Here is a 23,030-nt window from a genome sequence, read left to right as displayed (position 1 = left end):
GGGCGCGCACGCCCCGTGGAGAGAGGGAGAGCACCGTGGACGGTCTGGACGACATCGTCGAGGAGTTCCTGGTCGAGAGCCACGAGAACCTCGACCAGCTGGACACCGACCTGGTCGCCCTCGAGCAGGAGCCCGACTCCCGGGAGCGGATCTCCAGCATCTTCCGCACGATCCACACCATCAAGGGCACCAGCGGCTTCCTGGCCTTCAACCGCCTGGAGGAGGTCACCCACGTCGGGGAGAACATGCTCTCCCGGCTGCGCGACGGCGCGCTGGAGCTCACCCCGCACCGGACCAGCGTGCTGCTGCGCATGGTCGACACCGTCCGCTCGCTGCTGGCCTCCATCGAGGCCACCGGCGGCGAGGGGGCGGTGGACGTCGCCGACGTCGTCGCGGACATCACCGCCGCCATGGAGGACAGGCCCGCGCCCGAGCCGGCCCCCGCGGCCGCCACCGGGCCCACCCCCGAGGTCCCGGCCACCGTGCAGGCACCGGCCGCCGCCGTCGAGGTGCCCGCCCCTGCGGCCGAGGCGCCCGCCGTCCCCGCCCCCCGCCCCGTCCCCGCGGCCGAGGCCGTCCCCGAGCCGGCGCACGAGGCCCCGCACGAGCCGGAGGCGGCCCCCGCCGCCGACGCCGGCTCCCAGGCCCGCCGCGGCGTCGCCGACAGCACCATCCGGGTGGACGTCGACCTGCTCGACGAGCTGATGCTGCTGGTCGGGGAGCTGGTGCTCACCCGCAACCAGATCGTCCAGCACGTCGGGCGCTCCAACGACACCGACCTGCTGCGGTCCTCCCAGCGGCTCAACCTGATCGCCAGCGAGCTGCAGGAGGGGGTCATGAAGACCCGCATGCAGCCGATCGACCACATCTGGTCCAAGCTGCCGCGGGTCGTGCGCGACCTGGGCATCCAGTGCGGCAAGACCGTCCGCCTGGACATGGAGGGCAAGGACACCGAGCTCGACAAGACCCTGCTGGAGGCGGTCAAGGACCCGCTGACCCACCTGGTCCGCAACTCCGTCGACCACGGCATCGAGGCACCGGACGCGCGCCGGGCCGCCGGCAAGCCGGCCGAGGGCGTGCTGACGCTGCGGGCGCGGCACGAGAGCGGCCAGGTCGTCGTGGAGGTCGCCGACGACGGCGCGGGGATCGACCCGGCCCGCATCGGCGCCAAGGGTGTCGAGCGGGGGCTGATCACGCACGACGCGCTGTCCCGGATGAGCCCGCAGGACCTGCTGCAGATGATCTTCCTGCCCGGCTTCTCCACGGCCGCGGCGGTCACCAACGTGTCCGGCCGCGGCGTCGGCATGGACGTCGTCAAGACCAACATCGAGTCCATCGGCGGCACCATCGAGGTCGAGTCGGTGCACGGCCAGGGCACCGTCTGCCGGCTGCGCATCCCGCTGACCCTGGCCATCGTCCCGGCGCTGACCGTCGAGTGCGCCGGCGACCGCTACGCCATCCCGCAGATCAGCCTGCAGGAGCTGGTCAGCCTGGACGCGGAGAAGGCCGCCAGCGCCGTCGAGGAGGTCGGCGGCGCGCCGGTGTACCGGCTGCGCGGCGAGCTGCTGCCGCTGGTCCGGCTCACCGACGTCCTCGGCCTGACCTCCGACCGGCACGACGGGCACGTGGTCATCGCCGTCCTGCGCTCGGAGGGCCGGCGCTTCGGCCTGGTCGTCGACCGGGTCATCAACACCGAGGAGATCGTGGTCAAGGCCGTCGGCGGCCAGCTCAAGGCGATCGGCCTCTACTCCGGTGCCACCGTCCTCGGAGACGGCACCGTGGCCCTCATCCTCGACGTGCAGGCCCTGGCCCGCCGGGCGCTGCGCACCGAGACCACCGAGCGCCAGGAGTCCCGCGCGGCGGCGCTGCGCGCCGCAGCGAGCGACGCCGAGCGGCAGCGGATGCTGCTGGCCGCCATCGGCGGGGCCCGCCGGGTCGCCATCCCGCTGGACACCGTCACCCGCCTGGAGCAGGTGCGCACCGAGTCGGTGGAGCGGGTCGGCAACCGCGAGGTGGTGCAGTACCGCGGGGCGATCCTGCCGATCGTCCGCCTGGACCGGCACCTGGGCTCCTACGGCGAGAGCGACCGCGAGGTCCTCGAGGTGATCGTCTACAGCGACCACGGCCGCAGCGTGGCCATCGTGGTCGAGGAGATCCTCGACATCGTCGACGGCGAGGCCGCCGTGCGCAGCGACATCGACGACATGGGCCTGCTCGGCTCGGCCGTGCTCGGCGACAAGGTGACCGAGCTGCTCGACGTCCGAGCCGCCATCCTCGCCGCCGACCCGGCGTTCTACTCGACCCCCGTGACGCCGGACGGCGTCCCGGCGTCCCTCCTGGAGGCCTGACGATGACCACTGCCGAGGCCCCCGCCATCGGCGGCCAGCTGGCCACCTTCTGGCTGGACGGCGACCTGTACGGCGTCGAGGTGGCGCACGTGCAGGAGGTCCTGAAGAGCCAGGGCCTGACCCGGGTGCCGCTGGCCCCGGCCGCCGTCGCCGGGCTGATCAACCTGCGTGGGCAGGTGGTCACCGCGATCGAGCTGCGCGAGCGGCTCGGCCGGCCGCCGCGGCCCGAGGACACCGCCGCCGTCGTCATCGTCGTGCGCCTGCACGGCGAGGCGGTCAGCCTGCTGGTCGACGCCATCGCCGACGTCGTGGACGTCGACCCGGCCGACTTCGAGGCACCGCCGGACACCCTCGGCGGTGCCGGCCGGGAGCTGATCCGCGGGGCGTTCAAGCTGGACGGGCAGCTGCTGCTGGCTCTCGACGTGCACAAGGCGGTCAGCCCGTAGCCGGAGGCCTTGCCCCCCGTTGTCACTCTGCGTATCCGATTCGGAGCTGATTCGCGTCGGACACGCAGGTGACACGGCGGTGGTGTCCTGCCTGCGAGTGATGGCCACGTGGCGTGAGCAGCCGGTGGCGGCGAGCATGGCGGGACCTACGTCCGGGGGAGACGCCGTGCCCTACTCGCTCGTCAGTGCCGCCACGCTCGGGTTCGACCTGGTGCGGCTGCCGCACGGCCGTGCCGTCGCCGACGCCCTGCTCGCCGGGCTGGCCGCGGACGCGGACGCCCTGGGGCGGCTCGCCGCCGCGCACCCGGCCGCCGGGGGCGACCGCGAGCAGCGCGCCACCGTCGCCGTCCGCGCCCGGAAGGCCCGGGAGCTGGCCGCCGCCGTCCCGCACCTGCGCACCGTCGCCCACGCACCGGCCGCAGCGCCGGCCGGCGAGGACCGGGCCGCGGTCCTGGTCGCCCAGCTGGAGCGCAGCACCATCGGGGACGCCGCGGCGCTCGAGCGGGTGCTCCGCGAGGACGTCCTGGGCCCCGAGCACCCCGCGGTCGCGCTGGTCGACGAGCAGGTCCGCGACGCCGCCGCCGACGTCCTGGCCGACGCCGCCGTGGGCTCCTGGGCCGCCGTGGTGCTGCCGCCCCTGGTGCACCGCCAGCTCACCGGCCCCTTCGCGGTCGCCACGGCCACCGGCGTGCCCACCACCCCCGAGCTGGACCTGGGCCCGGCCACCGGCGAGCTGGCCGAGCTGCTGACCGGCCTGCGCAGCACGGGCGCCCTCGGCCGGGTCCGCTGGCTGGCCGCCGTCGACGCCGTCCGCGCCGAGCGCAGGCCGTGGGCCGCCGCCATGCACGAGGCGTCGTGGGCCGCGCACGTCTCCGGCCGGACCCGCACCCTGGCGATCGCGCAGCTGCTCGCCGTGCGCGCCTTCATCGACGGCGAGTTCACCCCCGCCGAGGCCGCCGCGGGCGCCTGGAACGCCGTCGCCGGCTGCGTGCAGGGCATCGTCATGGGCGACCTGCTGGACGCCCGCTCCGTGGGCGTGCTGGCGGTCCGGCTGCCCTAGGGCGAGGCGGCCGACGGTCGGGCGACGGGGCGCCGACGATCCGGGTCCGTCCGTTCTCGCAGGTCAACGGCGTGTCGTGGGACGTCACCCCATGGCAGGAGAGTGCTCGGCTTCGCCTCAAGGGCGGCCGCCGGGGTGCCGACAGGGAACGGCGACACCCCGCGTTCCCCCCACCCGGAGGCCCCCGACCATGGCCGTGCCCGCCGCCAAGACCCCCACCGCCCCGACGCGGCACGAGCTGCAGGGCGTCGTCGACGCCATCCAGCGCTCCCAGGCGGTGATCGAGTTCTCCCCGGACGGGACGATCCTGACCGCGAACGCCAACTTCCTGGCCGCGACCGGGTACGCGCTCGACGAGGTCGCGGGCCAGCACCACCGGGTCTTCTGCGACCCGGCGGAGGCGGCCTCGGCGGAGTACGCGGAGTTCTGGGCGCGGCTGGGCGCCGGGGAGTTCGAGGCCGGGGAGTACAAGCGGGTCCGCAAGGACGGGTCGGCGCTGTACCTGCAGGCGACCTACAACCCGATCCTGGACGTCGACGGGTCGGTGCTGAAGGTGGTGAAGTTCGCCTCCGACATCACCGAGCAGACCCTGGCCAAGGCCGACCAGCTCGGCAAGGTCGCCGCCATCTCCCGCTCCCAGGCGGTCATCGAGTTCGACCTCGGCGGGCGGATCCAGCACGCCAACGAGGTCTTCTGCGCGACGATGGGCTACTCCCTGGCCGAGATCCGGGGCAAGCACCACCGGGTCTTCTGCGACCCGGAGTACACCGCCACCCCGGCCTACGCACAGTTCTGGGAGTCCCTGGCCGCCGGTGAGTTCCAGCGCGGGGAGTTCCGCCGGGTCGCCAAGGACGGCCGGGACGTGTGGCTGCAGGCCACCTACAGCCCGATCCTGGACGCCGACGGCCGGCCCTACAAGATCATCAAGTTCGCCAGCGACGTCACCGAGGCCAAGCGGGTCACCGCCGAGTACCAGGGCAAGGTCGCCGCCCTGGACCGCGCTCAGGCGGTCATCGAGTTCGGCCTCGACGGCACGATCATCACGGCCAACCAGAACTTCTGCGACGCCACCGGCTACCGGCTCGCCGAGATCGAGGGCAAGCACCACCGCATCTTCTGCACCCCGGAGCTGGCGCAGAGCCAGGAGTACGCCGACTTCTGGGAGCGGCTGGGCACCGGCCAGTTCGAGGGCGGGGAGTACAAGCGGCTGAAGAAGGGCGGCCAGGAGATCTGGCTGCAGGCCACCTACAACCCGATCTTCGACGCCGAGGGCCGGCCGTTCAAGGTGGTCAAGTTCGCCAGCGACGTCTCCGCGGCCAAGCTGCGCAACGCCGAGATCGAGGCGCGGATCAACGCCGTGGACGCCTCCCAGGCGGTGATCGAGTTCGACCTCGAGGGCACCGTGCTCACCGCCAACGACAACTTCCTGCGCACCATGGGCTACTCGCTGCGCCAGATCGTCGGGCAGCACCACAGCCTGTTCTGCTCCGACGAGTACAAGCAGTCCGCGGAGTACCGCGACTTCTGGCTGCGCCTGGGCCGCGGGGAGAGCCTGGTGAGCCGGTTCCACCGCAAGGGCAACTACGGCCGCGACGTCTACATCCAGGCGACCTACACGCCGGTGCTGGACCTGTCGGGCAACCCGTTCAAGGTCGTCAAGTACGCCTTCGACATCACCGAGCAGGTGGAGAAGGAGAAGAAGGTCGCCCAGGGCGCCCGCGACATGACCGCCACCGTGCGCAACCTGGCGGCGTCCATCGACGACATCTCGCGCAGCTCCCGGACCGCCACCGAGCTGGCCCAGGAGACCTCCGGCAACGCCGAGCAGGGCGTCGCGGCGCTGCGCGCGTCGCTGGAGGCGATCGGCCTCATCCAGCGGTCGTCCACCTCGATCGGCGAGATCGTCCGGGTCATGGGCGAGATCGCCAACCAGACCAACCTGCTGGCCTTCAACGCCTCCATCGAGGCCGCGCGCGCCGGCGAGCACGGCGTCGGCTTCTCCATCGTCGCCGGGGAGGTGCGCAAGCTGGCCGAGCGGTCCTCGGAGGCCGCCGCGCAGATCGTCAAGCTGATCGAGGAGTCCGCCGAGCGCGTGGACCAGGGCTCGGAGGTCTCCAAGCGCGCCGAGGGTGCCTTCGAGCGGATCGCCACCAGCGTCGCGCGCACCAACGACGCCATCCGGACCATCTCGGAGTCCACGCGGGTGCAGCAGACGGCCTCGCAGGAGGTGGACAAGCTCATCACCGAGCTGGCCACCGTCGACACCTCCTCCTGACCGTGGTGCCCTCCCGCCCGCCCGTCGGGGCGCCGCCGGCACCGGCCCCCCGGTCCTCGGCGGCGGCCGGCGCCGGGGACGCCGTCTTCGGCCTGCTGCGGCTGGCCGGCATGGACGTCGCCGTCCCGCTCGCCTCGCTGCGCGAGGTGGTGCCCTGCCCGGCCGACCTCGCCGGGCTGCCCGTGGCCGCCGACGGCCTGCTCGGTGCCATGCAGCTGCGGACGCTGGTGCTGCCGGTGCTGGACCTGCGGCCCGTCATCGGCCGGCCGGCGCCCCGGGACGCCGACCAGGTCACCGTCGTCGTCGCGCACGGCGGATCAGCCCTCGGCCTGCTGGTCGACGAGGTGCGGGGGATGGTGCGGGTCCCGGTGGAGACGCTGGTGCCGGTCACCGCCACCGCCGGGGAGCTGCTGTTCGACTCGGCGTTCCTGCACCCGGAGACCGGGTGCCCGGTCAGCGTGCTCGACGCCGCGGCGCTGCTCGGGCGCCCGGGGGTGCCCGTCGTCCGCGACCTCACCCGCGCCGCAGCGCCCACCGGACCGCCCGGGGCGGACGCCGGCGTGCCGCCGCGGCGCCTGGTCACCGTCCGCTGCGGGGACTCGGTGCTCGCCCTGGACGTGGCCTCCGTGCACACCACCCTGCCCGGGTTCACCGCGCGCCCGTCGGTGCTGTCCAGCGCACTGTGCCGCGGTGTCGTCGAGTTCTCCGGGCAGGAGGTGCCCGTGGTCGACCCGCTGGCACTGCTCGGCCTGGGCGGGCTGCCCGCCGGCGGGGTCGGCGCCGGGCTGGTGCTGGACCTCGGGCACGGCCACGTGGTGCTGGCCCTCAGCGCCCTGCTGGACCTGGTGGAGGTCCCGGCCGCCGACGTGCTGGCCTTCCCGGCCTTCGCCGCGCACCGACCCGAGCTGCTCACCGGCACCGCGCGGCTGGGCGGCAGCGTGCCCGCGCTGGTCCTCGACGGCCCGGCCCTGCTGGCCGAGCCCGACCTGGTGGCGCTGGCCTCCATGAACACCGCCACGACCGACCCCGCGACCCCGGCCGTGCCCACCCCGCGGACCGGCGAGGACGCCGGGGCCGGCTCGGCGCTGGTCGGCCGGCCGCACCTGGTGCACTCCGCCGGGGTGGACGTCGCCACGCCGCTGGAGCAGGTCGTGGAGATCCTGCCGTTCCCGACCGACCTGCTGCCCACCGACGTGGGCGGCGGGGTCCTCGGCATCGTGGTGCACCGGGAGGCGGCGGTGCCGGTCGTCGACCTCGCCACCGTGCTGGGCCGGACCGGTGCCGGGCGGACGGCGACGTCCTGCCTGCTGCTCGTCGAGGCCGCCGGCGGCCCGGTGGCCTTCGCGGTGGACGCCCTCCGCGGCATCGAGCCGCTGACCTGGTGCGACCCCGACCAGCCGCGCCGGGACGCCGGCGGCACCGGGCCGCGGGCGCTGCAGACCTCGCCGCTGGCCCAGCTGGGGAGCGACAGCCGGCTGCTGCCGGTCCTGGACCTGCAGGCGCTGGCCTGCGGCATCGCCGGCCCGCCTCCGGAGGCCGCGCCGCTGCCGGCGGAGGACCTGGTCGCCGTGTAACGCGCTGGAACGGCCCTGCGTCAGGGGCCCGTCCCGAGCCTGCGAGGGATGGGGGGACGCGGGGTCCTCCTCAGCCGGCGGCGGGGTCGGGGAAGCGGGCGCCGGCTGGCAGTTCGGTGCCGGCGTCGACCTCCGCTCCGCGGCCGACCAGGGTGACCGCGCCGTCCCCGCCCACCGTGGCGCGCTGGCCGACGACCACCTCGCTGTCCAGGACCGCGCGGGTGACCGTTGCCCCCGCGCGGACCCGCGCCCCGGGCAGCAGTACCGAGTCGACGACGCGGGCGCCCTCCTCGACGACCACGCCGGGGGACAGCACCGAGCCGTGGACGTCGCCCAGCACCCGGGTGCCGCCGGAGATGAGGCTGTTGTCCACCGCGGAGTCCAGCAGCACCCGGGCCGCGCTGTGCCGTCCGCCGCGGGTGTGCACCGGCCAGCGCGGGTCGTCGAGGTCCAGCGGCGGGTCGGCGGAGAGGAACTCCTGGTGGGCCCGCCAGTAGGAGTCCACGGTCCCCACGTCGCGCCAGTAGCCGTCGAACGGGTGCGCGCGGGCCGCCCCGTCACCGGTCTGCCCCGGCAGCAGGTGGGTGCCGAGGTCCTCCAGGGCCTCCTCGCCGTGCTCGGCGGTCAACGCCTCCAGCCGGTCCAGCGTGGGGCCGGGGGAGAAGACGAAGACCTCGTTGGTCGCGGTGGTGGTTCTCGGCTCGTCGGGCTTGTACGCGTAGTCGGTGACCCGGCCGCCCTCGCCGACCTGCACGATGCCGTAGCGCGACGCGTCGTCCGCCGCCACCTCGGTGGTGACCATGGTGACCTCCGCACCGGACTCCAGGTGCCCGTCGACGACCTCGCGGTAGTCCAGCTTGTAGACCGCGTCGGCGCTGAGCACGACCAGCGCGTCGGCGTCGAAGTCGCGGATCAGCGGCGAGTAGCGCCACAGCGAGTTCGCCGTCCCCGAGACCCAGCCGCCGCGGTCGGTGCCCTGGTAGGGCGGCAGCACCAGCAGCCCGCCGTCGGTGCGGTCGAGGTCCCACGGCCGGCCGTTGGCCAGGTGCCGGGACAGCGACGCCGGGTGGTGCTGCACCGACACCCAGACGTCGGGCAGCTGGGAGTGCTGGCAGTTGCTCAGCGGGAAGTCGATCAGCCGGTACACCCCGGCGAAGGGGACGGCGGGCTTGGCGCGCTGCTCGGTGAGCAGCTCGAGGCGGCCACCGGCACCGCCGGCCAGCACGAGGACGAGGACCCGGGGGAGTGCCATGCCCGGCCGCTACCCGCCCGGGCCAGGTTCACCCGCACAGGCGACACCCGAGCGCGTCCGCCACGAGGTGACCGCCGTCCTGGCTCACCGTCGGGGGTCCTGGCTCACGACCGGCAGTGAGCCAGGACCTCCGTGGATCAGCTGACCTGATCATCGCCGGCCCTGGGCGACGTGTCGACGGCGGTGAGGCGGTGACCGGGTGAACTGCCGGTCGGGTGCAACCGATCCCCGTGATCGGCTCAAGGAGGCGCCGGGAGCGGCCGACAACACCGGGGACAGGCACCGACTCGGGCGGGCGCCGGACCTCGGCGCCCCGCCGGCTGCGTCCCGCTCCCGGGTCCCCGGGCGGGTGCCGACCCACGAACGCCAGCTCGCCCCTGGCCGGCACCCCCCACGGGGAGACGGAGGACGCATGGACCCGATCCGGGTGTTGGTCGTCGACGACTCGGTGGTCGTCCGCAAGATCGTCACCGACGTCCTGTCCGAGGACCCTCAGATCGAGGTGGTGGGGACCGCGGTCAACGGCCGGATCGCGGTCGGCAAGCTCGAGCAGCTCAAGCCCGACCTGGTCACGATGGACATCGAGATGCCGGAGATGAACGGCATCGAGGCGGTCCGGGCGATCCGGAGCACGCGCAGCCGGGTGCCGATCATCATGTTCAGCACGCTCACCGAGCGGGGCGCGTCGGCCACCCTGGACGCACTGTCCGCCGGTGCCAACGACTACGTCACCAAGCCGGCCAACGTCGGCAGCGTCGCCGCCTCCATGGAGAGCGTGCGCCAGCAGCTCATCCCCAAGATCAAGGCGCTGACGGGGCGCCCGGTCGTCACCGGCGCCGCCCGGGCCGCCGCGCCCGCCCCCGTCGCCGTGCGGCCGCCGGCACCGCGCACCGGCGCGGTCAAGTCCCCCGCCGTCCTGGTGGTCGGCTCCTCCACCGGTGGGCCGGAGGCGCTGGCCCGCGTGCTGCCGTCGCTGCCGGCGTCGCTGCCCGTGCCGGTGCTGCTCGTGCAGCACATGCCGCCGGTGTTCACCCGCCAGTTCGCCCAGCGGCTGGACCGGCTGTGCGCCCTGCGCGTCGTCGAGGCCGTCGACGGCACCCCGCTGGCGCCGGGCACCGTGCACCTGGCCCCGGGCGACCACCACCTGACCATCCGGAAGACCAACCGCGGCCTGTTCACCGCACTGGACCAGGCGCCACCGGAGAACTTCTGCCGGCCCGCCGTCGACCCGCTGTTCCGCTCCGCGGTCGACACCTTCGACGGAGCCGTCCTCGGTGTCGTGCTCACCGGCATGGGCGCCGACGGGCGGATCGGCGCCGGGCGCATCCGCGAGGCCGGCGGCGAGGTCCTCGTCCAGGACCAGGCGACCTCCGTGGTCTGGGGGATGCCCGGTGCCGTGGCCACGGCCGGCTTCGCCGACGAGGTGCTGGCGCTGGACCGGGTCGCCGAGGCCGTCCTGCGGCGGCTGACCGGCCCGCGCCTGGCGCCCGCCCGCACCCCCGTTCCTGCGACCACCGGAGGACGACGATGACCCTCACCGCCACGAGCTTCGACTGGGTCCGCCAGCTGGTGCACCGGGAGAGCGCCATCGTGCTCGCCCCCGGCAAGGAGTACCTGGTCGAGGCCCGGCTGCTGCCCATCGCCCGCTCCATGGGACTGCCCGACGTCGGCCAGCTGGTCGACTCCGTCCGCACCCGGCCCAGCCCGGAGTCCACCCGGAAGATCGTCGAGGCGCTCACCACCAACGAGACGTCCTGGTTCCGGGACGGCGACCCGTTCACCGCACTCACCTCGACCGTGCTGCCCGCCCTGCTGGCCGCCCGCGGGCCGGCCGACCGGCTGCAGGTGTGGTCGGCGGCCTGCTCCAGCGGGCAGGAGCCCTACACGATCGCGATGCTGGTCGAGGACGCGATGCCGCACGCCTCGCCGCGGGTCTCCATCACCGCGACCGACCTCTCCCGGGAGATGGTCGAGCGGACCCGGGCGGGCCGGTTCACCCAGCTCGAGGTCAACCGCGGGCTGCCCGCGCCCATGCTGGTGCGCCACTTCACCCGGGCCGGCAGCGAGTGGCAGGTGTCCCCGTCGCTGCGCCGGATGGTGACCGCCAGCGAGTGCAACCTGGCCGCCCCGCTGCCGCGGATGGGCCCCTTCGACGTGGTCTACCTGCGCAACGTCCTCATCTACTTCGACCTGCCCACGAAGCAGGCGATCCTCCGCCGGGTGCGCGCGCTCATGCGCCCGGACGGGTGGCTGTTCCTCGGCGCCGCCGAGACCACCCTCGGCGTCGACGACTCCTGGGAGCGGGTCGTCATCGGACGCAGCTCCGCCTACCGCCCGCTGAAGGGGGCCTGACGTGCGTGCCTTGGTGATCGACGACTCCCGCGCCATGAGACGGATCGTGGGCGCGGCCCTGGAGGGGTTCGGCTACGAGACCCGCCAGGCCGGCCACGGCCGGGAGGCGCTGGACGTGCTCCAGGAGGGCTACGCGCCCGACCTGTGCACGGTCGACTGGAACATGCCGGTCATGGACGGGCTGCAGTTCGTCTCCGCCGTCCGGGCCAACCCGGCCTGGCGCGGCCTCACGCTGATGATGGTGACCTCGGAGAGCGAGCAGGGGCAGATCGTGCGGGCGCTGGCCGCCGGCGCGCACGAGTACGTCATCAAGCCGTTCACCGCCGACGCGCTGCGCGACAAGCTGGCGCTCCTCGGCATGCTCCCCGAGGAGGCCGTCCTGTGACCGCAGTCCCGCAGGCACAGTTCGACACCGGCGAGCGTCGCCGGACCGCCGACGTCCGCCCGCTGATCACCTCGCTGATCGACGAGGCCACCGTCGAGGCCATCGCCGGTGAGGCGTGGGTCGCGCTGGTCGGCGAGGACGAGCTGCTCCTGCCCGTCCCAGGTGACCTGCCGGCCGACACGCTGTCCGCGTGGGTGGACGTCGTCGGCCCGTGGACCGGCAGCGTCGTGCTCACCACCGGCCGGCAGACCGCCGCCGACCTGACCCGGGCGCTGCTGGCCGAGGCCGCGCCCGAGCTGCTCGACCACGAGGACGTCGCCGACGCCTTCGGCGAGATCGCCAACGTGGTCGGCGGCAACGTCAAGGCCGCCCTCCCCGGGGCCTCGACCCTCGGCCTGCCCGAGGTCGGACCGGCACCCGCCGTCCGCAACTCCGAGGACGTCTGCCGCATCGACGTCCTGTGGCGCGGCCAGCCCCTGGCCGTGTCCGTGCAGGGGGCCCTGCCGCCCCTGCCCACCCCGAACCCCCAGCACGACAACCCGCACCCGAACGGAGCGTCCCTGTGAAGATCCTCGTCGCCGACGACAGCCGCGTGATGCGGCAGATCGTCATCCGCACACTGCGTCAGGCCGGTTACGACGACCACGAGATCGTCGAGGCCGAGGACGGCGCCGACGCGCTGGCCAAGGTCTCGTCGGAGAAGCCGGACCTGGTCCTGTCGGACTGGAACATGCCGAACATGACCGGGCTGGAGTGCCTGCAGGCGCTGCGCTCGGCCGGCTCGGGCGTCCCGTTCGGTTTCGTCACCTCCGAGGGCTCGGCGGACATGCGGGAGAAGGCCGCCAACGCCGGCGCGCTGTTCCTCATCGCCAAGCCGTTCACCGCGGACACCTTCACCGAGCACCTGGACGGGGTGATCGCATGAGCGCCCCGCTGACCGTGGTCCTGCCCGACGCCAAGGCCGTCAAGGACATGCTCACCGGCCTGACCGGCAAGCCCGTCGGCGTGACGCCCGGCGCGCCGGTCACCCCGACGCCGAGGTCCCCGGTGTCGGTGGCCGTCTACGTCGACCCGCAGCTGTCGATCAACGCCCTCTGCGTCATGGACCTCGGCGCGTCGGCCTACACCGGCGCGGCGCTGGCCCTGCTGCCCCCCGGCGGTGCGCAGGACGCCGTCGAGGAGGACGGCGAGCTGACCGGCATGCTGACCGAGGCGCTGCACGAGGTCGTCAACGTGCTGTCCGCGCTGTTCAACGTGCCCGGTGCGCCGCACTCGAAGCTGTACAAGCTGTACGCGCCGGGTGAAGACCTGCCGGGTGACATCGCCGGCTCGCTGGCGGACTTCAACCGGCTGGACCTGGCCATCGACGTCCCCGGCTACGGCAAGGGCGCCCTCTCGCTGGTCATCCCCTCGCTGGGGGCCTGACCGGCAGCACACGCCCCGGGACGGCGCAGGAGTCATCCTCCCGCCGTCCCGGGCGCACGACCACGAGACCCCGGGGCCGTACGGCCCCGGGGTCTCGTCCGTCGCTCAGGCCAGGGCGGGCTCGCGGTCCTCGGTGGCCGTGGGCAGGCAGGCCCAGACGTGCTTGCAGTCGTCGTCGACGTACCAGCCGTGCGCCAGCGACAGCCGGGCCACCAGGTGCAGGCCCAGGCCGCCCTGGGCGGGGTCCCGGTCGACGGCCGGGCACGGCATCGTGTCCGGGTCCCGGTCGCTCACGTCGAGCAGCCAGCCGCCACTGCCGGCGATGACCGTGGCGACGACGGGGGAGGAGCCGTGCCGCAGCGCGTTGGACGCCAACTCGTCGAAGGCCAGGACGAGCCGCTCGGCGGGGGTGTCGTCCTCGTCGTCAGGGAGTGTGCCGACGCCCGCCAGCCGGGCCCGCAGCACCGCGCGTGCCGCCGGGAGCTCGGCGACGGCCTGGAGGTCCCAGCGCCACACCTCGCCCCGCCCGTCCGGTCGTGGGCGCACCGGCCACGTGAGTCGACCCACTGCCCGCTCCCCGTCCGTCGCCTTCTCCGACACCGTCCGGGGTGCCCATGCGGCTGGGGGCTCAACCGTGCCAGGGGGGTTTCCGCCCACTCCGGGTGACGAGCGTCTCCTCAGCTCCGGGCGGCGGCGTCCCGGACGGCGGCGGCGACCGCCTCGACGCCCTGCGACGCCCAGAGGATCGAGTAGTGGTTGGTGTCGGGCACCTCGCGGGCGGTGATCCCGCTGGGCTCCAGGCCCAGCTGGGCCAGCCGCACCTCGTCGTAGAGGCCCGGTGTCTGGTCGAGCAGCCCGCGGGTCGCCCACAGCAGGGTCGCGGGCACCGGCAGGTCGGTGGTCGCCTCCAGGACGCGCTCGTTGAGCAGCACGTCGCCGCCGTCGACCCGGACCGCCTCGGGCACGCACGCGCTGCGCAGCGCCGGCGGCTCGCCGAGCAGGTCCCGGGCGAGGTAGGCGGCCACCGAGGGCACGTCGACCCACGGGCCGACCGCCGGGTGCTGCGCCCAGAAGGCCCGCACGGCGGCCAGGTCGGGGAACGTCATCGACAGCCGGTCCAGCGACGGGCCGAGGACGGCGGACAGCACCGCGTCCAGGTCGGCCCCCGGCGGGGTGGGGAAGGCCAGGCCCCCGTCGACGAGCACCAGCCCGTGCACGCGGTCGCGGGCCACCCCGGCGGCGGCCAGGGCGGCGACGAAGGCGCCCATCGAGTGCCCGACGAGCACCGCGGCGTCGGCGCCGGCGTCGCGGTCGGCCCCCAGGTGGTCGAGCAGGGCGGCGACGTCGGCCGCGTGCGCCTCCATGCCGTACGGGCCGGGCAGGCCGGCCGACGCGGCACGACCGCGCAGGTCGGGGGCGACCACCTCGAACCCACCGGCCAGCGCGCCGGCCACCCGCGCCCAGGCCATGGCGTTGCCGGTGATGCCGTGCACTAGCACGGCGATCGGCGCACCGGGGGCGTCGGCGGTCCAGTGCAGCGCGGCGAGCCCACCACCCTGCACCGGCACGGAGATCAGCTCGGGCTCACGGGCGGGGTCGGTCACGGTGCCCACCCTGCCGGTTCCCGGCGAGATCGGCGATCTCGCCGGGTTGCGCCGCCCGGGACGTGCGAGATCGCCGATCTCGCCGGGGCGGGACCGGCCGCCGTCACGGGTGGCGCAGCAGGTAGCGGCCGAAGTGCGGCACGGTGAAGGCGATCTGGCCGCGCTCGGCGGAGTACACCAGCCCCTTCTTGATCAGCGAGTCCCGCGCCGGGGACAGCGAGGCCGGCTTGCGGCCCAGTGACGCCGCCACCTCCGACGTCGCCACCGCGGCGCCGCCCGGCCCGCCCAGCTCGGCCATGGCGTGCATGTACTCCCGCTCGGCCGGGGTGGCGCGGTCGTAGCGCGAGCCGAAGAAGCCCACCGCCAGCTCGGCCTCGGCGACCGGCGCGGCCACCCGCACGTCGGCGGCGGTGACGGGGGAGGTGGCAGCGACGTCCCAGGTGACCTTGCCGTAGGCCTGCACGAAGTACGGATAGCCGTCGGCGGCCGCGTAGAGGGCGTCCAGCGCCTCGGGCTCGAAGGTGACGTCCTCCCGCTCGGCCGGGGCGAGCAGCGCCCGGTCCGCGGCGGGCCGGTCCAGCCGGTCGATGCGCAGGTAGCGGAACAGCCGCTCGGAGTAGCTCTTGGACGCCGACAGCACCGCCGGCAGGTGCGGCAGGCCCGCCCCGACGACGATCAGCGGCGCCCCCTGCTGGGACAGCTCGTGGCAGGCCGCGCAGATCGCCGAGACGTCGTCGGCCGGCACGTCCTGCATCTCGTCGATGAACAGCGCCAGGCCGCGGCCGACGTCGGCGGCCAGTCCGGCGGCGTCGCTGAGCAGCTCCACCAGGTCGATCTCCATGTCGCCGGAGTCGGCCCGCCCGCCGGTGGCCGGCACGTCGATGCCCGGCTGCCACCGATCCCGCAGCTTCGCGTCAGCCGTCTGCCGGAGCGCGAAGGCCTTGACCACCCCGAGGACGGCGTCCATCGACTCCTGGTCGGGGTGCCGCAGCTCGCGCAGGGCCATGTGCAGCGCCGAGGAGACCGGCCGGCGCAGCGACTGCTCCGGCCGGGCCTCCAGCTTGCCGGTGCCCCAGCCGCGGCCGATCGCCGCCGAGCGCAGCTGGTTGAGCAGCACCGTCTTGCCCACCCCGCGCAGGCCGGTGAGCACCAGCGAGCGCTCGGGCCGGCCGCGGGCGATCCGCTCCAGCACGACGTCGAAGGCGGCCAGCTCGGCGTCCCGGCCGGCCAGCTCGGGCGGGCGCTGGCCGGCGCCGGGGGCGTAGGGGTTCCGGACGGGGTCCACGTCGAGCACCGTATGGGCCGGTCTAGCCCCCGCGGTAGACCGGGGTAGACCGTCCTAGGACCGGTCGCCCAGCGCGGCCAGGTGCGCGGCCAGCACCGCCCGCGCCCGGTCCGGCGGCAGCACCGACGGGCGGGTCAGCGCGTGCACCGCGAGCCCGTCCACGACGGCGTACAGCCGCTCGCCCTCCAGCTCGACGTCCAGGCCCGCGGGCGCGACCCCCTCCGCGACCAGGACCCGCACCGCCTCGGTGCAGAACCCGTGCAGCTCGTCGGCCGACCGGTCGCGGAGCTCGGCGAGGGCGGGGTCGACCAGCGCCCGCGCGGTGAGGGCCAGCCACACCTCGGCCTCGGCCCGCCGGTCGTCGTCCAGCGGCAGGGTCTCCTCCAGCACCCGCAGCAGCCGGTCGACCAGGGTGCCGCCGGCCGCGTCGGCCACCACGGCCCGCGCCCGCGCGCGCTGGACCACCAGCGTCATGGCGAAGTGCAGCAGCTCGTCCTGGGTGGCGAACCAGTGCCGCAGCGCGCCCATGGAGGTACCCGCCTCCCGGGCGACGGCCCGCACCGAGGCGGCCGCGACGCCGTCGCGCCGGATGACCCGCCACACCGCCTCGGTCAGCTCCCGCCGGCGCTGCTCGGCGTCGACGATGCGGGGCACGGCTCTTGATAGCACGACTGTGCTACTGTCCGTTGGCAGCACGGTCGTGCTGCCAAGGACGGAGGGCCGGTGGACGTCGCGGTGCTGCTGTCCCTGGCCGGGCTGGCGCTCGTGGACAGCACGAGCATCGGCACGCTGGTGCTCCCGGTGTGGCTGATGGCCGCACCCGGCCGGGTGCGCGTCGGCCGCATCCTGACCTTCCTCGGCGCGGTCGCCGCGTGCTACCTGCTCATCGGCGTGCTGCTCCTGCTCGGGGCGGCCGAGCTGGCCGGCCCGGTCGCCGCGGCCCTGGACAGCACGGCCGGACGGGTCGTCCAGCTGGTGGTCGGGGGCGTGCTGGTGGTGCTCGGGTTGACCGTGGAACCGTGGACGACGGCCGGCAAGGAGCGGCGCCGGGCGGCCCGCGCGGCGCGCGGCCCCGGCCGGCTGGCCCGCTGGCGCGACCGGGTCCGCGGGGACGAGGCCGGCGGTGGCGGAGCGGTCGTGGCCCTGGCGGTCACCGCCGTGGGGGTCGAGGCCGCCTCGATGGTCCCCTACCTCGCCGCGATCGCCCTGCTGGTGACCTCCGGGCTGGACACCGTGCCGATGGTCGCCGTGCTGGCCGGCTACTGCCTGCTGATGGTCCTGCCCGCGCTGGTGCTGCTCGCCCTGCGCGTGGCGCTGCACGAGCGGATCGCCCCGCTGCTCGCCCGGGTCGAGCGGCTGCTGTCCCGCGGCACGGGGGAGACGGTCGCCTGGGTGCTGTTCCTGCTCGGGGCGTACCTGGTGTGGGACGCGCTGCCCGTGACCTGATCCCCCGCACCCGGTCGACCCCCGCCGTGACCATCGGCGGGTGGCGGCCCGACACGCCGACCGGGCCCGCCGCTCGCCGATGATCACGGTGGAGGGGGTGCGGTTAGCGTGGGCGCGTGTTCCGGTTCCTCGCCAAGGTCGTCCTGATGGCCGCCGTCTTCTGGGGCGTCACCCAGGTGGTCGGCGGCATCACCGTGCTGCCCAACCCGCAGGGCCCGCTCGGGGAGCCCGGCACCTGGTTGTGGATCTCGTTGCTGTTCGCCTTGGTCAACGCGGTCGTCGGGCCGGTGCTGCGGCTGCTGTCGCTGCCGTTCGTGCTGGTCACCCTCGGGCTGTTCCTGCTCGTGGTCAACGCCGCGCTGCTCGGCACCACCGCCGTCCTCAGCGACCGGCTGCAGGTCGACGGCGTGGGCGCTGCGGTCCTCGGGGGGCTGCTGCTGGCGGTCGGCGGCTGGATCGTCGACCAGCTGACCGAACGGCGCTGAACCACGCCGCGTCGCGGTGACTCGGGAGCCCCGTCGGGGATAGCGTCGGGCGTCATGGCCCGTACCACCGGCACGGTCCCGGCGATCCCGGTACCGGCCCCCGCGGAGGACGGCACCCCCGCCGCCGCGACCGAGCTCGCCGCCCTCGAGGCGGCCCGTGACGAGAAGCGACGCCTGCTCGAGCGCGCCGCCGCCGACGCCCTCGCCGGCGGCCCGGGGCTGCCGGCCGGGTGCGGCACCGACGACGTCGCGGCGCTGCTGCGCCGCTACTACTGGAGCGAGCCGGCCGCGGAGGTGCAGGGCCACGACCCGGCCGACCTCGCCGCGCTCGCCCTGCGCCACCTGCGGCTGGCCGAGGTCCGGCCCGAGGGGTCGGCCACGGTCGACGTCCAGGAGCTGCCGGGTGCCGACGGCGGCGCACCGCGCGCGCTGGTGCTGGTGGTCACCGACGACATGCCCTTCCTCGTCGACTCCGTCACCGCCGAGGTGGTGCGCCAGGGCTTCGGCCTCGAGCACGTCGTCCACCCGGTCCTGGTGGTCCGCCGCGACGTCACCGGCCGCATCCGCGCCTTCTGCGACAGCGCCGACCCGGCGACCTGCGGCGCCGACGCGCTCGCCGAGTCCTGGATGGCCGTCCTGCTCGACGGGCCGCTGGACGCGGAGGCGGCCGGTGACCTGGTCGCGGGGCTGCGCACCGTGCTGGCCGACGTCCGCGCCGTGCACGAGGACACCGCGCGGATGCGCGCCCGCGCCCTGGAGCTGGCCGACCGGCTGGACCGGGCCGACGGCGCCACGGAGGCCCCGTCGCCGCCCGAGGACCCGGCCGACGACCCGGCCGAGGCCGCGGAGCTGCTGCGCTGGCTCGCCGACGGCAACTTCGTGTTCCTCGGTGCCCGCGACGTCGACCTGGTGCGCTCCCGGGGCCGGGTGACCGCCGCTCCGGTGGCCGGCAGCGGCCTCGGCGTGCTGCGCGGCGACGCCGACGTGGCGACCGCCCCCGAGGCGGTCCCCGGCACGCGACTGCTCACCGTGACCGAGGCCGACGCCCGGTCCACCGTGCACCGCCGCACCTGGCTGGACCTGGTGACGGTCACCCTGCCGGCCGGGGACGGCGGGCCGGCGCGGCAGCACCGCCTGGTCGGGCTGTTCCCGTCCGCCGCCGCCGCGCACCCCGTCCGCGAGGTGCCGCTGGTGCGCCGCCGGGTGGCCGAGGTGCTGACCGGCTCCGGCGTCCCGGCCGACAGCCACACCGGCAAGGAGCTGCTGGAGGTCCTGGAGACCTACCCGCGCGACGAGCTGTTCCAGGTGGGCACCGACGAGCTGCTGCCGGTCGCGCTGGCCGTGCTGCAGCTGCAGGAGCGCCGGCAGACCCGGCTGTTCCTGCGGCAGGACGCCGGCGGCCGGTTCTGGTCGGCGATCGTCTACCTGCCCCGGGACCGGTACACCACGGCGGTCCGGACCCGCGTGCAGCAGCTGCTGCTCGAGCGGCTGGGCGGCTCCAGCATCGAGTACACCGCCCGGGTCACCGAGTCGGTGCTGGCCCGGCTGCACTTCGTCGTCCGCCCGCCGGTGGCGCGCGGCGGGCCGGCGACGCTGCCCGCCGTCGACGTGCCCGCACTGCAGGAGGCACTCGCCGCCGTCGTCCGCAGCTGGACCGACGAGCTGGCCGACGCGCTCACCGCCCGGTACGGCGCGGACGCCGAGCGCCGCCTGGCCCGCGTCGCGGACGCCTTCCCCGGCGCCTACCAGGACGACTTCCCCGCGACCACCGCCGTCGAGGACCTCGAGCGGCTCGACGGGCTGGCCGAGGGCGAGCTGGGCCTGCTGCTGCGCCGCGGTCCCTCGGCCGCCGAGCCCCGGCTGGTCGTCTACCGGGTGGGGGAGCGGCTGCTGCTGTCCGACGTGCTGCCGGTGCTGCAGCACCTGGGTGTCGACGTGGTCGACGAGCGCCCCTACGAGATCGACCGGATCGGCGCCCCGCTGGCCTGGGTCTACGACTTCGGGCTCACCGCGCCGTCCGGTGAGCTGCCGTTCCCGGGCTCGCTGCCCGAGCGGTTCACCGAGGCCCTGTCGGCGGTGTGGCGCGGCGACGCCGAGGACGACGGCCTGGGCGCGCTGGTGCTGCTGGCCGGGCTGAACTGGCGGCAGGTCGCCGTGGTGCGGGCCTACGTGCAGTGGCTGCGCCAGGCCGGGCTGCCGTTCGGGCAGGGCTACGTGGAGACCACGCTGGCCGCGCACCCGGACGTCGTCGCCCGCCTGGTGGCACTGTTCGAGACCCGCTTCTCACCCGGTCGCGACGGCGGGCGGGCGGCGCGCACCGACGAGCTGGTCACCTCGCTGCGCGAGGCGATCGGCCGCGTGGAGTCCCTCGACGCCGACCGGGTGCTCACCGCGATGCTCGCCGCGGTCCAGGCCACGGTGCGCACGACGTACTACGCCATGTCGCCGACCGCGCCCACCCCGCTGGCGCTCAAGCTGCACCCGGCGCAGGTGCCCGACGTGCCCGAGCCGCGCCCGGCCCGGGAGGTGTGGGTCAGTTCGCCGCGGGTCACCGGCGTGCACCTGCGCTTCGGCGCGGTCGCCCGCGGCGGGCTGCGCTGGTCCGACCGGCACGAGGACCTGCGCACCGAGGTGCTGGGCCTGGTCAAGGCGCAGATGGTCAAGAACACCGTCATCGTCCCCACCGGCGCCAAGGGCGGCTTCGTCGTCCGCCGGCCACCCCCGGACAGCGCCGGCCGGGACGCCTGGCTGGCCGAGGGGCAGGCCTGCTACCGGCTGTTCATCGGCGCGCTGCTGTCGCTGACCGACGACCTGCGGGACGGCCGCGTCGTCCCGCCGGACCGCGTCGTGCGGCACGACGGCGACGATGCCTACCTCGTCGTCGCCGCGGACAAGGGGACGGCGACCTTCTCCGACCTGGCCAACGCCGTCGCGCTGGAGCGCGGCTTCTGGCTGGGCGACGCGTTCGCCTCCGGCGGCTCGGTCGGCTACGACCACAAGGCCATGGGGATCACCGCCCGTGGCGCGTGGGAGTCGGTGACCCGGCACTTCCGCGAGCTCGACCTCGACGTCCAGTCGCAGGACTTCACCGTCGTCGGCATCGGCGACATGTCCGGCGACGTGTTCGGCAACGGGATGCTGCTGTCCGAGCACATCCGGCTGGTGGCCGCCTTCGACCACCGGCACGTCTTCGTCGACCCCACCCCGGACGCCGCGACCTCGTCCGCCGAGCGGCGCCGGCTGTTCGACCTGCCCCGCTCCTCGTGGGCGGACTACGACCCCACGCTGATCAGCGCCGGCGGCGGGGTGTGGCCGCGGACGGCCAAGTCGATCCCGGTCAGCGAGCCGGTGCGGACGGCCCTCGGCCTGGCCGACGACGTCGAAACGCTGTCGCCGGTCGAGCTGATCCGCGCCGCCCTGCTGGCGCCGGTGGACCTGCTGTTCAACGGCGGCATCGGCACCTACGTCAAGGCCTCGACCGAGAGCGCCCTCGACGTGGGGGACAAGGCGAACGACGCCGTCCGGGTCGACGGCCGCGACCTGCGGGTGCGTGTGGTGGGGGAGGGCGGCAACCTCGGCCTGACCCAGCGCGGCCGGGTCGAGTACGCGCTGGCCGGAGGCAAGCTCAACAACGACGCCGTCGACAACTCCGCCGGCGTGGACACCTCCGACCACGAGGTCAACATCAAGATCGCCCTGGGCCGGGTGGTCGAGGCCGGCGAGCTGGACGCCGAGGGGCGGGCGGCGCTGCTCGAGGAGATGACCGACGAGGTCGCCGCCGCCGTCCTGACCGACAACCACGCGCAGAACGCGGCCCTGGCGGTCGAGACCGCCTCCGCGCGCAGCCTGCTGGACGCCCACGCCCGCTTCCTGCGGGCCCTGGAGCGCTCCGGTCGGCTGACGCGCAGCGTCGAGTTCCTCCCCGACGACCGCCGGCTCGCCGAACGGCGGCGCGACGGGCAGGCGCTGACCGGCCCCGAGCTGTGCGTGCTGCTGGCCTACGCCAAGCTGGAGACCGGCGACGCCGTCCTCGCCTCCGGGCTGCCCGACGACCCGGCGACCGGGGAGCTGCTGGTCGGCTACTTCCCGACGGCGCTGCGCGACCGGTTCCCCGCCGCGGTCACCGGGCACCCGCTGCGGCGGGAGATCATCGCGACCGCGCTGACCAACCGGGCGGTCAACCTGGCCGGGGTGACCGGGCTGTTCCGGCTGGCCGAGGAGACCGGGGTGCCCCTGGCCGGGGTGGTGCGCGCGCACGCGGCGGCCCGGGCGGTGTTCGACGTCGACCGGCTGTGGGACGCCGTCCGCCCGATGGACAACCGGGTACCCGCGGCCACCCAGGTCGAGCTGCGCACCGAGGCCACCCGGCTGGCCGAGCGGGCCGCCCGCTGGCTGCTGCGGCTGCCCAAGCTGACGGCCGAGGACGCGGCCCCGCTGGCGACCGTGACGGACCGGTTCGCCGCGCCGGTGGCCGCGGTCCGGGCCGGGCTGGCGTCGTGGCTGCTCGGCGCCGAGGCCGAGGCGCACGCCGCCCGCACCGCCCGCCTCGAGGCGGCCGGGGTGCCCGCGGCGCTGGCCGCCGAGGTGGCCGCGGCGCCCCTGCTGGCCGCCGCCCTGGACCTCTCCGTCGTCGCCGAGCGCACCGGCGCGCCCATCGAGCTGGCCGGCCGGGTGCACCAGGCCGTGGCCGAGCGGCTGGCCCTCGTCCCGCTGCGCGAGCTGGTCGTCGCACTGCCGCGCGACCGCCGCTGGCCGTCGATGGCCCGCGCCTCGCTGCGCGACGACCTCGCCGCCGAGCAGGCCGAGCTGACCGCGGAGGTGCTGGCCGGCCGGACCCGCGACGCCGACGACGCCGGAGAGCTCGTCGAGCGCTGGGTGTCCGACTGGGACGGCGCGCAGCAGCGGGCGGCCGCCCAGCTGGCCGACATCACCGCCGGGGACCGGCAGGAGCTGGCCGAGCTGCTGGTCGCCGTCCGCACCCTGCGCGGCCTGCGCCGGCGGACCTGAGCCGGTCGATGATCAGGTCAGCTGATCCCCGCGGGTCCTGGCTCACTGTCGGACGTGAGCCAGGACCCGTGGAGGTGAGCCCGGAC

At 75.1% G+C, this 23,030-nt stretch carries 19 protein-coding genes; 14 read left to right on the top strand and 5 right to left on the bottom strand.

Going from position 1 to position 23,030, the window contains the following annotated elements; translation table 11 throughout:
- The first annotated feature begins 35 nt into the window (after positions 1-35).
- From RTG05_RS21765 to RTG05_RS21745, 5 genes are all read left to right on the top strand, one after another.
- A complete protein-coding gene (locus RTG05_RS21765) occupies positions 36-2,348 on the top strand; it encodes a chemotaxis protein CheW (protein ID WP_315912139.1) in 2,313 nt (770 codons plus the stop codon).
- A gap of 2 nt (positions 2,349-2,350) precedes the next feature.
- Positions 2,351-2,794, top strand: coding sequence for a chemotaxis protein CheW (locus RTG05_RS21760; RefSeq protein ID WP_166526844.1), 444 nt, complete (start codon positions 2,351-2,353; stop codon positions 2,792-2,794).
- Between the two features lie 166 nt (positions 2,795-2,960).
- Entirely contained in the window at positions 2,961-3,854 is an 894-nt protein-coding gene (locus RTG05_RS21755; protein ID WP_166526843.1) for a hypothetical protein, read from the top strand.
- Between the two features lie 190 nt (positions 3,855-4,044).
- Positions 4,045-6,129: a methyl-accepting chemotaxis protein gene (locus tag RTG05_RS21750; protein ID WP_315912138.1), complete on the top strand. Its 2,085-nt coding sequence runs from the start codon at positions 4,045-4,047 to the stop codon at positions 6,127-6,129.
- 2 nt (positions 6,130-6,131) lie between these two features.
- The gene (locus tag RTG05_RS21745) at positions 6,132-7,703 is read left to right on the top strand and encodes a chemotaxis protein CheW (RefSeq protein WP_315912137.1); all 1,572 of its coding nucleotides are present in this window, start codon (positions 6,132-6,134) and stop codon (positions 7,701-7,703) included.
- A 70-nt stretch (positions 7,704-7,773) separates the two neighbouring features.
- Here the strand turns inward: RTG05_RS21745 and RTG05_RS21740 are convergent, their stop codons facing one another.
- The gene (locus RTG05_RS21740) at positions 7,774-8,955 is read right to left on the bottom strand and encodes a glucose-1-phosphate adenylyltransferase family protein (RefSeq protein ID WP_166526841.1); all 1,182 of its coding nucleotides are present in this window, start codon (positions 8,953-8,955) and stop codon (positions 7,774-7,776) included.
- Positions 8,956-9,367: 412 nt separating this feature from the next.
- Here RTG05_RS21740 and RTG05_RS21735 point away from each other — a divergent pair, with 412 nt between their 5' ends.
- The 6 genes from RTG05_RS21735 to RTG05_RS21710 are packed head-to-tail and all read left to right on the top strand — an operon-like array spanning position 9,368 to position 13,117.
- A complete protein-coding gene (locus tag RTG05_RS21735; protein WP_166526840.1) occupies positions 9,368-10,486 on the top strand; it encodes a protein-glutamate methylesterase/protein-glutamine glutaminase in 1,119 nt (372 codons plus the stop codon).
- Positions 10,483-11,307, top strand: a complete 825-nt coding sequence (locus RTG05_RS21730; protein WP_166526839.1) for a CheR family methyltransferase — start codon at positions 10,483-10,485, stop codon at positions 11,305-11,307. The genes RTG05_RS21735 and RTG05_RS21730 overlap by 4 nt, the downstream gene beginning before the upstream one ends.
- 1 nt (position 11,308) lies before the next feature.
- A complete protein-coding gene (locus RTG05_RS21725) occupies positions 11,309-11,692 on the top strand; it encodes a response regulator (RefSeq protein WP_166526838.1) in 384 nt (127 codons plus the stop codon).
- A complete protein-coding gene (locus tag RTG05_RS21720; RefSeq protein ID WP_208104709.1) occupies positions 11,689-12,258 on the top strand; it encodes a chemotaxis protein CheX in 570 nt (189 codons plus the stop codon). The genes RTG05_RS21725 and RTG05_RS21720 overlap by 4 nt, the downstream gene beginning before the upstream one ends.
- Positions 12,255-12,617, top strand: a complete 363-nt coding sequence (locus RTG05_RS21715) for a response regulator (RefSeq protein ID WP_166526837.1) — start codon at positions 12,255-12,257, stop codon at positions 12,615-12,617. Before RTG05_RS21720 ends, RTG05_RS21715 begins: the two co-directional genes overlap by 4 nt.
- Complete coding sequence (locus tag RTG05_RS21710; protein ID WP_166526836.1) at positions 12,614-13,117, top strand: hypothetical protein; 504 nt, start codon at positions 12,614-12,616, stop codon at positions 13,115-13,117. The genes RTG05_RS21715 and RTG05_RS21710 overlap by 4 nt, the downstream gene beginning before the upstream one ends.
- Before the next feature lie 105 nt (positions 13,118-13,222).
- Here the strand turns inward: RTG05_RS21710 and RTG05_RS21705 are convergent, their stop codons facing one another.
- The 4 genes from RTG05_RS21705 to RTG05_RS21690 form a co-directional block, all read right to left on the bottom strand.
- Entirely contained in the window at positions 13,223-13,684 is a 462-nt protein-coding gene (locus tag RTG05_RS21705; RefSeq protein WP_166526835.1) for an ATP-binding protein, read from the bottom strand.
- Between the two features lie 110 nt (positions 13,685-13,794).
- Complete coding sequence (locus RTG05_RS21700) at positions 13,795-14,721, bottom strand: alpha/beta fold hydrolase (RefSeq protein ID WP_166526834.1); 927 nt, start codon at positions 14,719-14,721, stop codon at positions 13,795-13,797.
- 103 nt (positions 14,722-14,824) lie between these two features.
- Entirely contained in the window at positions 14,825-16,006 is a 1,182-nt protein-coding gene (locus RTG05_RS21695) for an ATP-binding protein (protein ID WP_166526833.1), read from the bottom strand.
- Between the two features lie 54 nt (positions 16,007-16,060).
- Entirely contained in the window at positions 16,061-16,660 is a 600-nt protein-coding gene (locus RTG05_RS21690) for a TetR family transcriptional regulator C-terminal domain-containing protein (protein WP_166526832.1), read from the bottom strand.
- Positions 16,661-16,729: 69 nt separating this feature from the next.
- Here RTG05_RS21690 and RTG05_RS21685 point away from each other — a divergent pair, with 69 nt between their 5' ends.
- The 3 genes from RTG05_RS21685 (at position 16,730) to RTG05_RS21675 (ending at position 22,944) form a co-directional block, all read left to right on the top strand.
- Positions 16,730-17,452: a GAP family protein gene (locus RTG05_RS21685; protein ID WP_166526831.1), complete on the top strand. Its 723-nt coding sequence runs from the start codon at positions 16,730-16,732 to the stop codon at positions 17,450-17,452.
- A gap of 116 nt (positions 17,453-17,568) precedes the next feature.
- A complete protein-coding gene (locus tag RTG05_RS21680) occupies positions 17,569-17,937 on the top strand; it encodes a phage holin family protein (RefSeq protein ID WP_315912136.1) in 369 nt (122 codons plus the stop codon).
- A 54-nt stretch (positions 17,938-17,991) separates the two neighbouring features.
- A complete protein-coding gene (locus tag RTG05_RS21675) occupies positions 17,992-22,944 on the top strand; it encodes an NAD-glutamate dehydrogenase (protein ID WP_166526830.1) in 4,953 nt (1,650 codons plus the stop codon).
- Positions 22,945-23,030: the final 86 nt, after the last annotated feature.

It is taken from the genome of Geodermatophilus sp. DSM 44513, assembly GCF_032460525.1.
Taxonomy (GTDB): domain Bacteria; phylum Actinomycetota; class Actinomycetes; order Mycobacteriales; family Geodermatophilaceae; genus Geodermatophilus.
The sequence above is the reverse complement of the archived record's forward strand: the minus strand, read 5'-3'. Positions and strand labels throughout refer to the sequence as shown.

What these genes read in the sequence shown, in the direction of transcription:
- RTG05_RS21740 (WP_166526841.1), bottom strand. Translation starts at nt 8,955, where the DNA reads ATGGCACTCCCCCGGGTCCTCGTCCTCGTGCTGGCCGGCGGTGCCGGT.
- RTG05_RS21675 (WP_166526830.1), top strand. Translation starts at nt 17,992, where the DNA reads ATGGCCCGTACCACCGGCACGGTCCCGGCGATCCCGGTACCGGCCCCC.
- RTG05_RS21735 (WP_166526840.1), top strand. Translation starts at nt 9,368, where the DNA reads ATGGACCCGATCCGGGTGTTGGTCGTCGACGACTCGGTGGTCGTCCGC.
- RTG05_RS21710 (WP_166526836.1), top strand. Translation starts at nt 12,614, where the DNA reads ATGAGCGCCCCGCTGACCGTGGTCCTGCCCGACGCCAAGGCCGTCAAG.
- RTG05_RS21760 (WP_166526844.1), top strand. Translation starts at nt 2,351, where the DNA reads ATGACCACTGCCGAGGCCCCCGCCATCGGCGGCCAGCTGGCCACCTTC.
- RTG05_RS21750 (WP_315912138.1), top strand. Translation starts at nt 4,045, where the DNA reads ATGGCCGTGCCCGCCGCCAAGACCCCCACCGCCCCGACGCGGCACGAG.
- RTG05_RS21730 (WP_166526839.1), top strand. Translation starts at nt 10,483, where the DNA reads ATGACCCTCACCGCCACGAGCTTCGACTGGGTCCGCCAGCTGGTGCAC.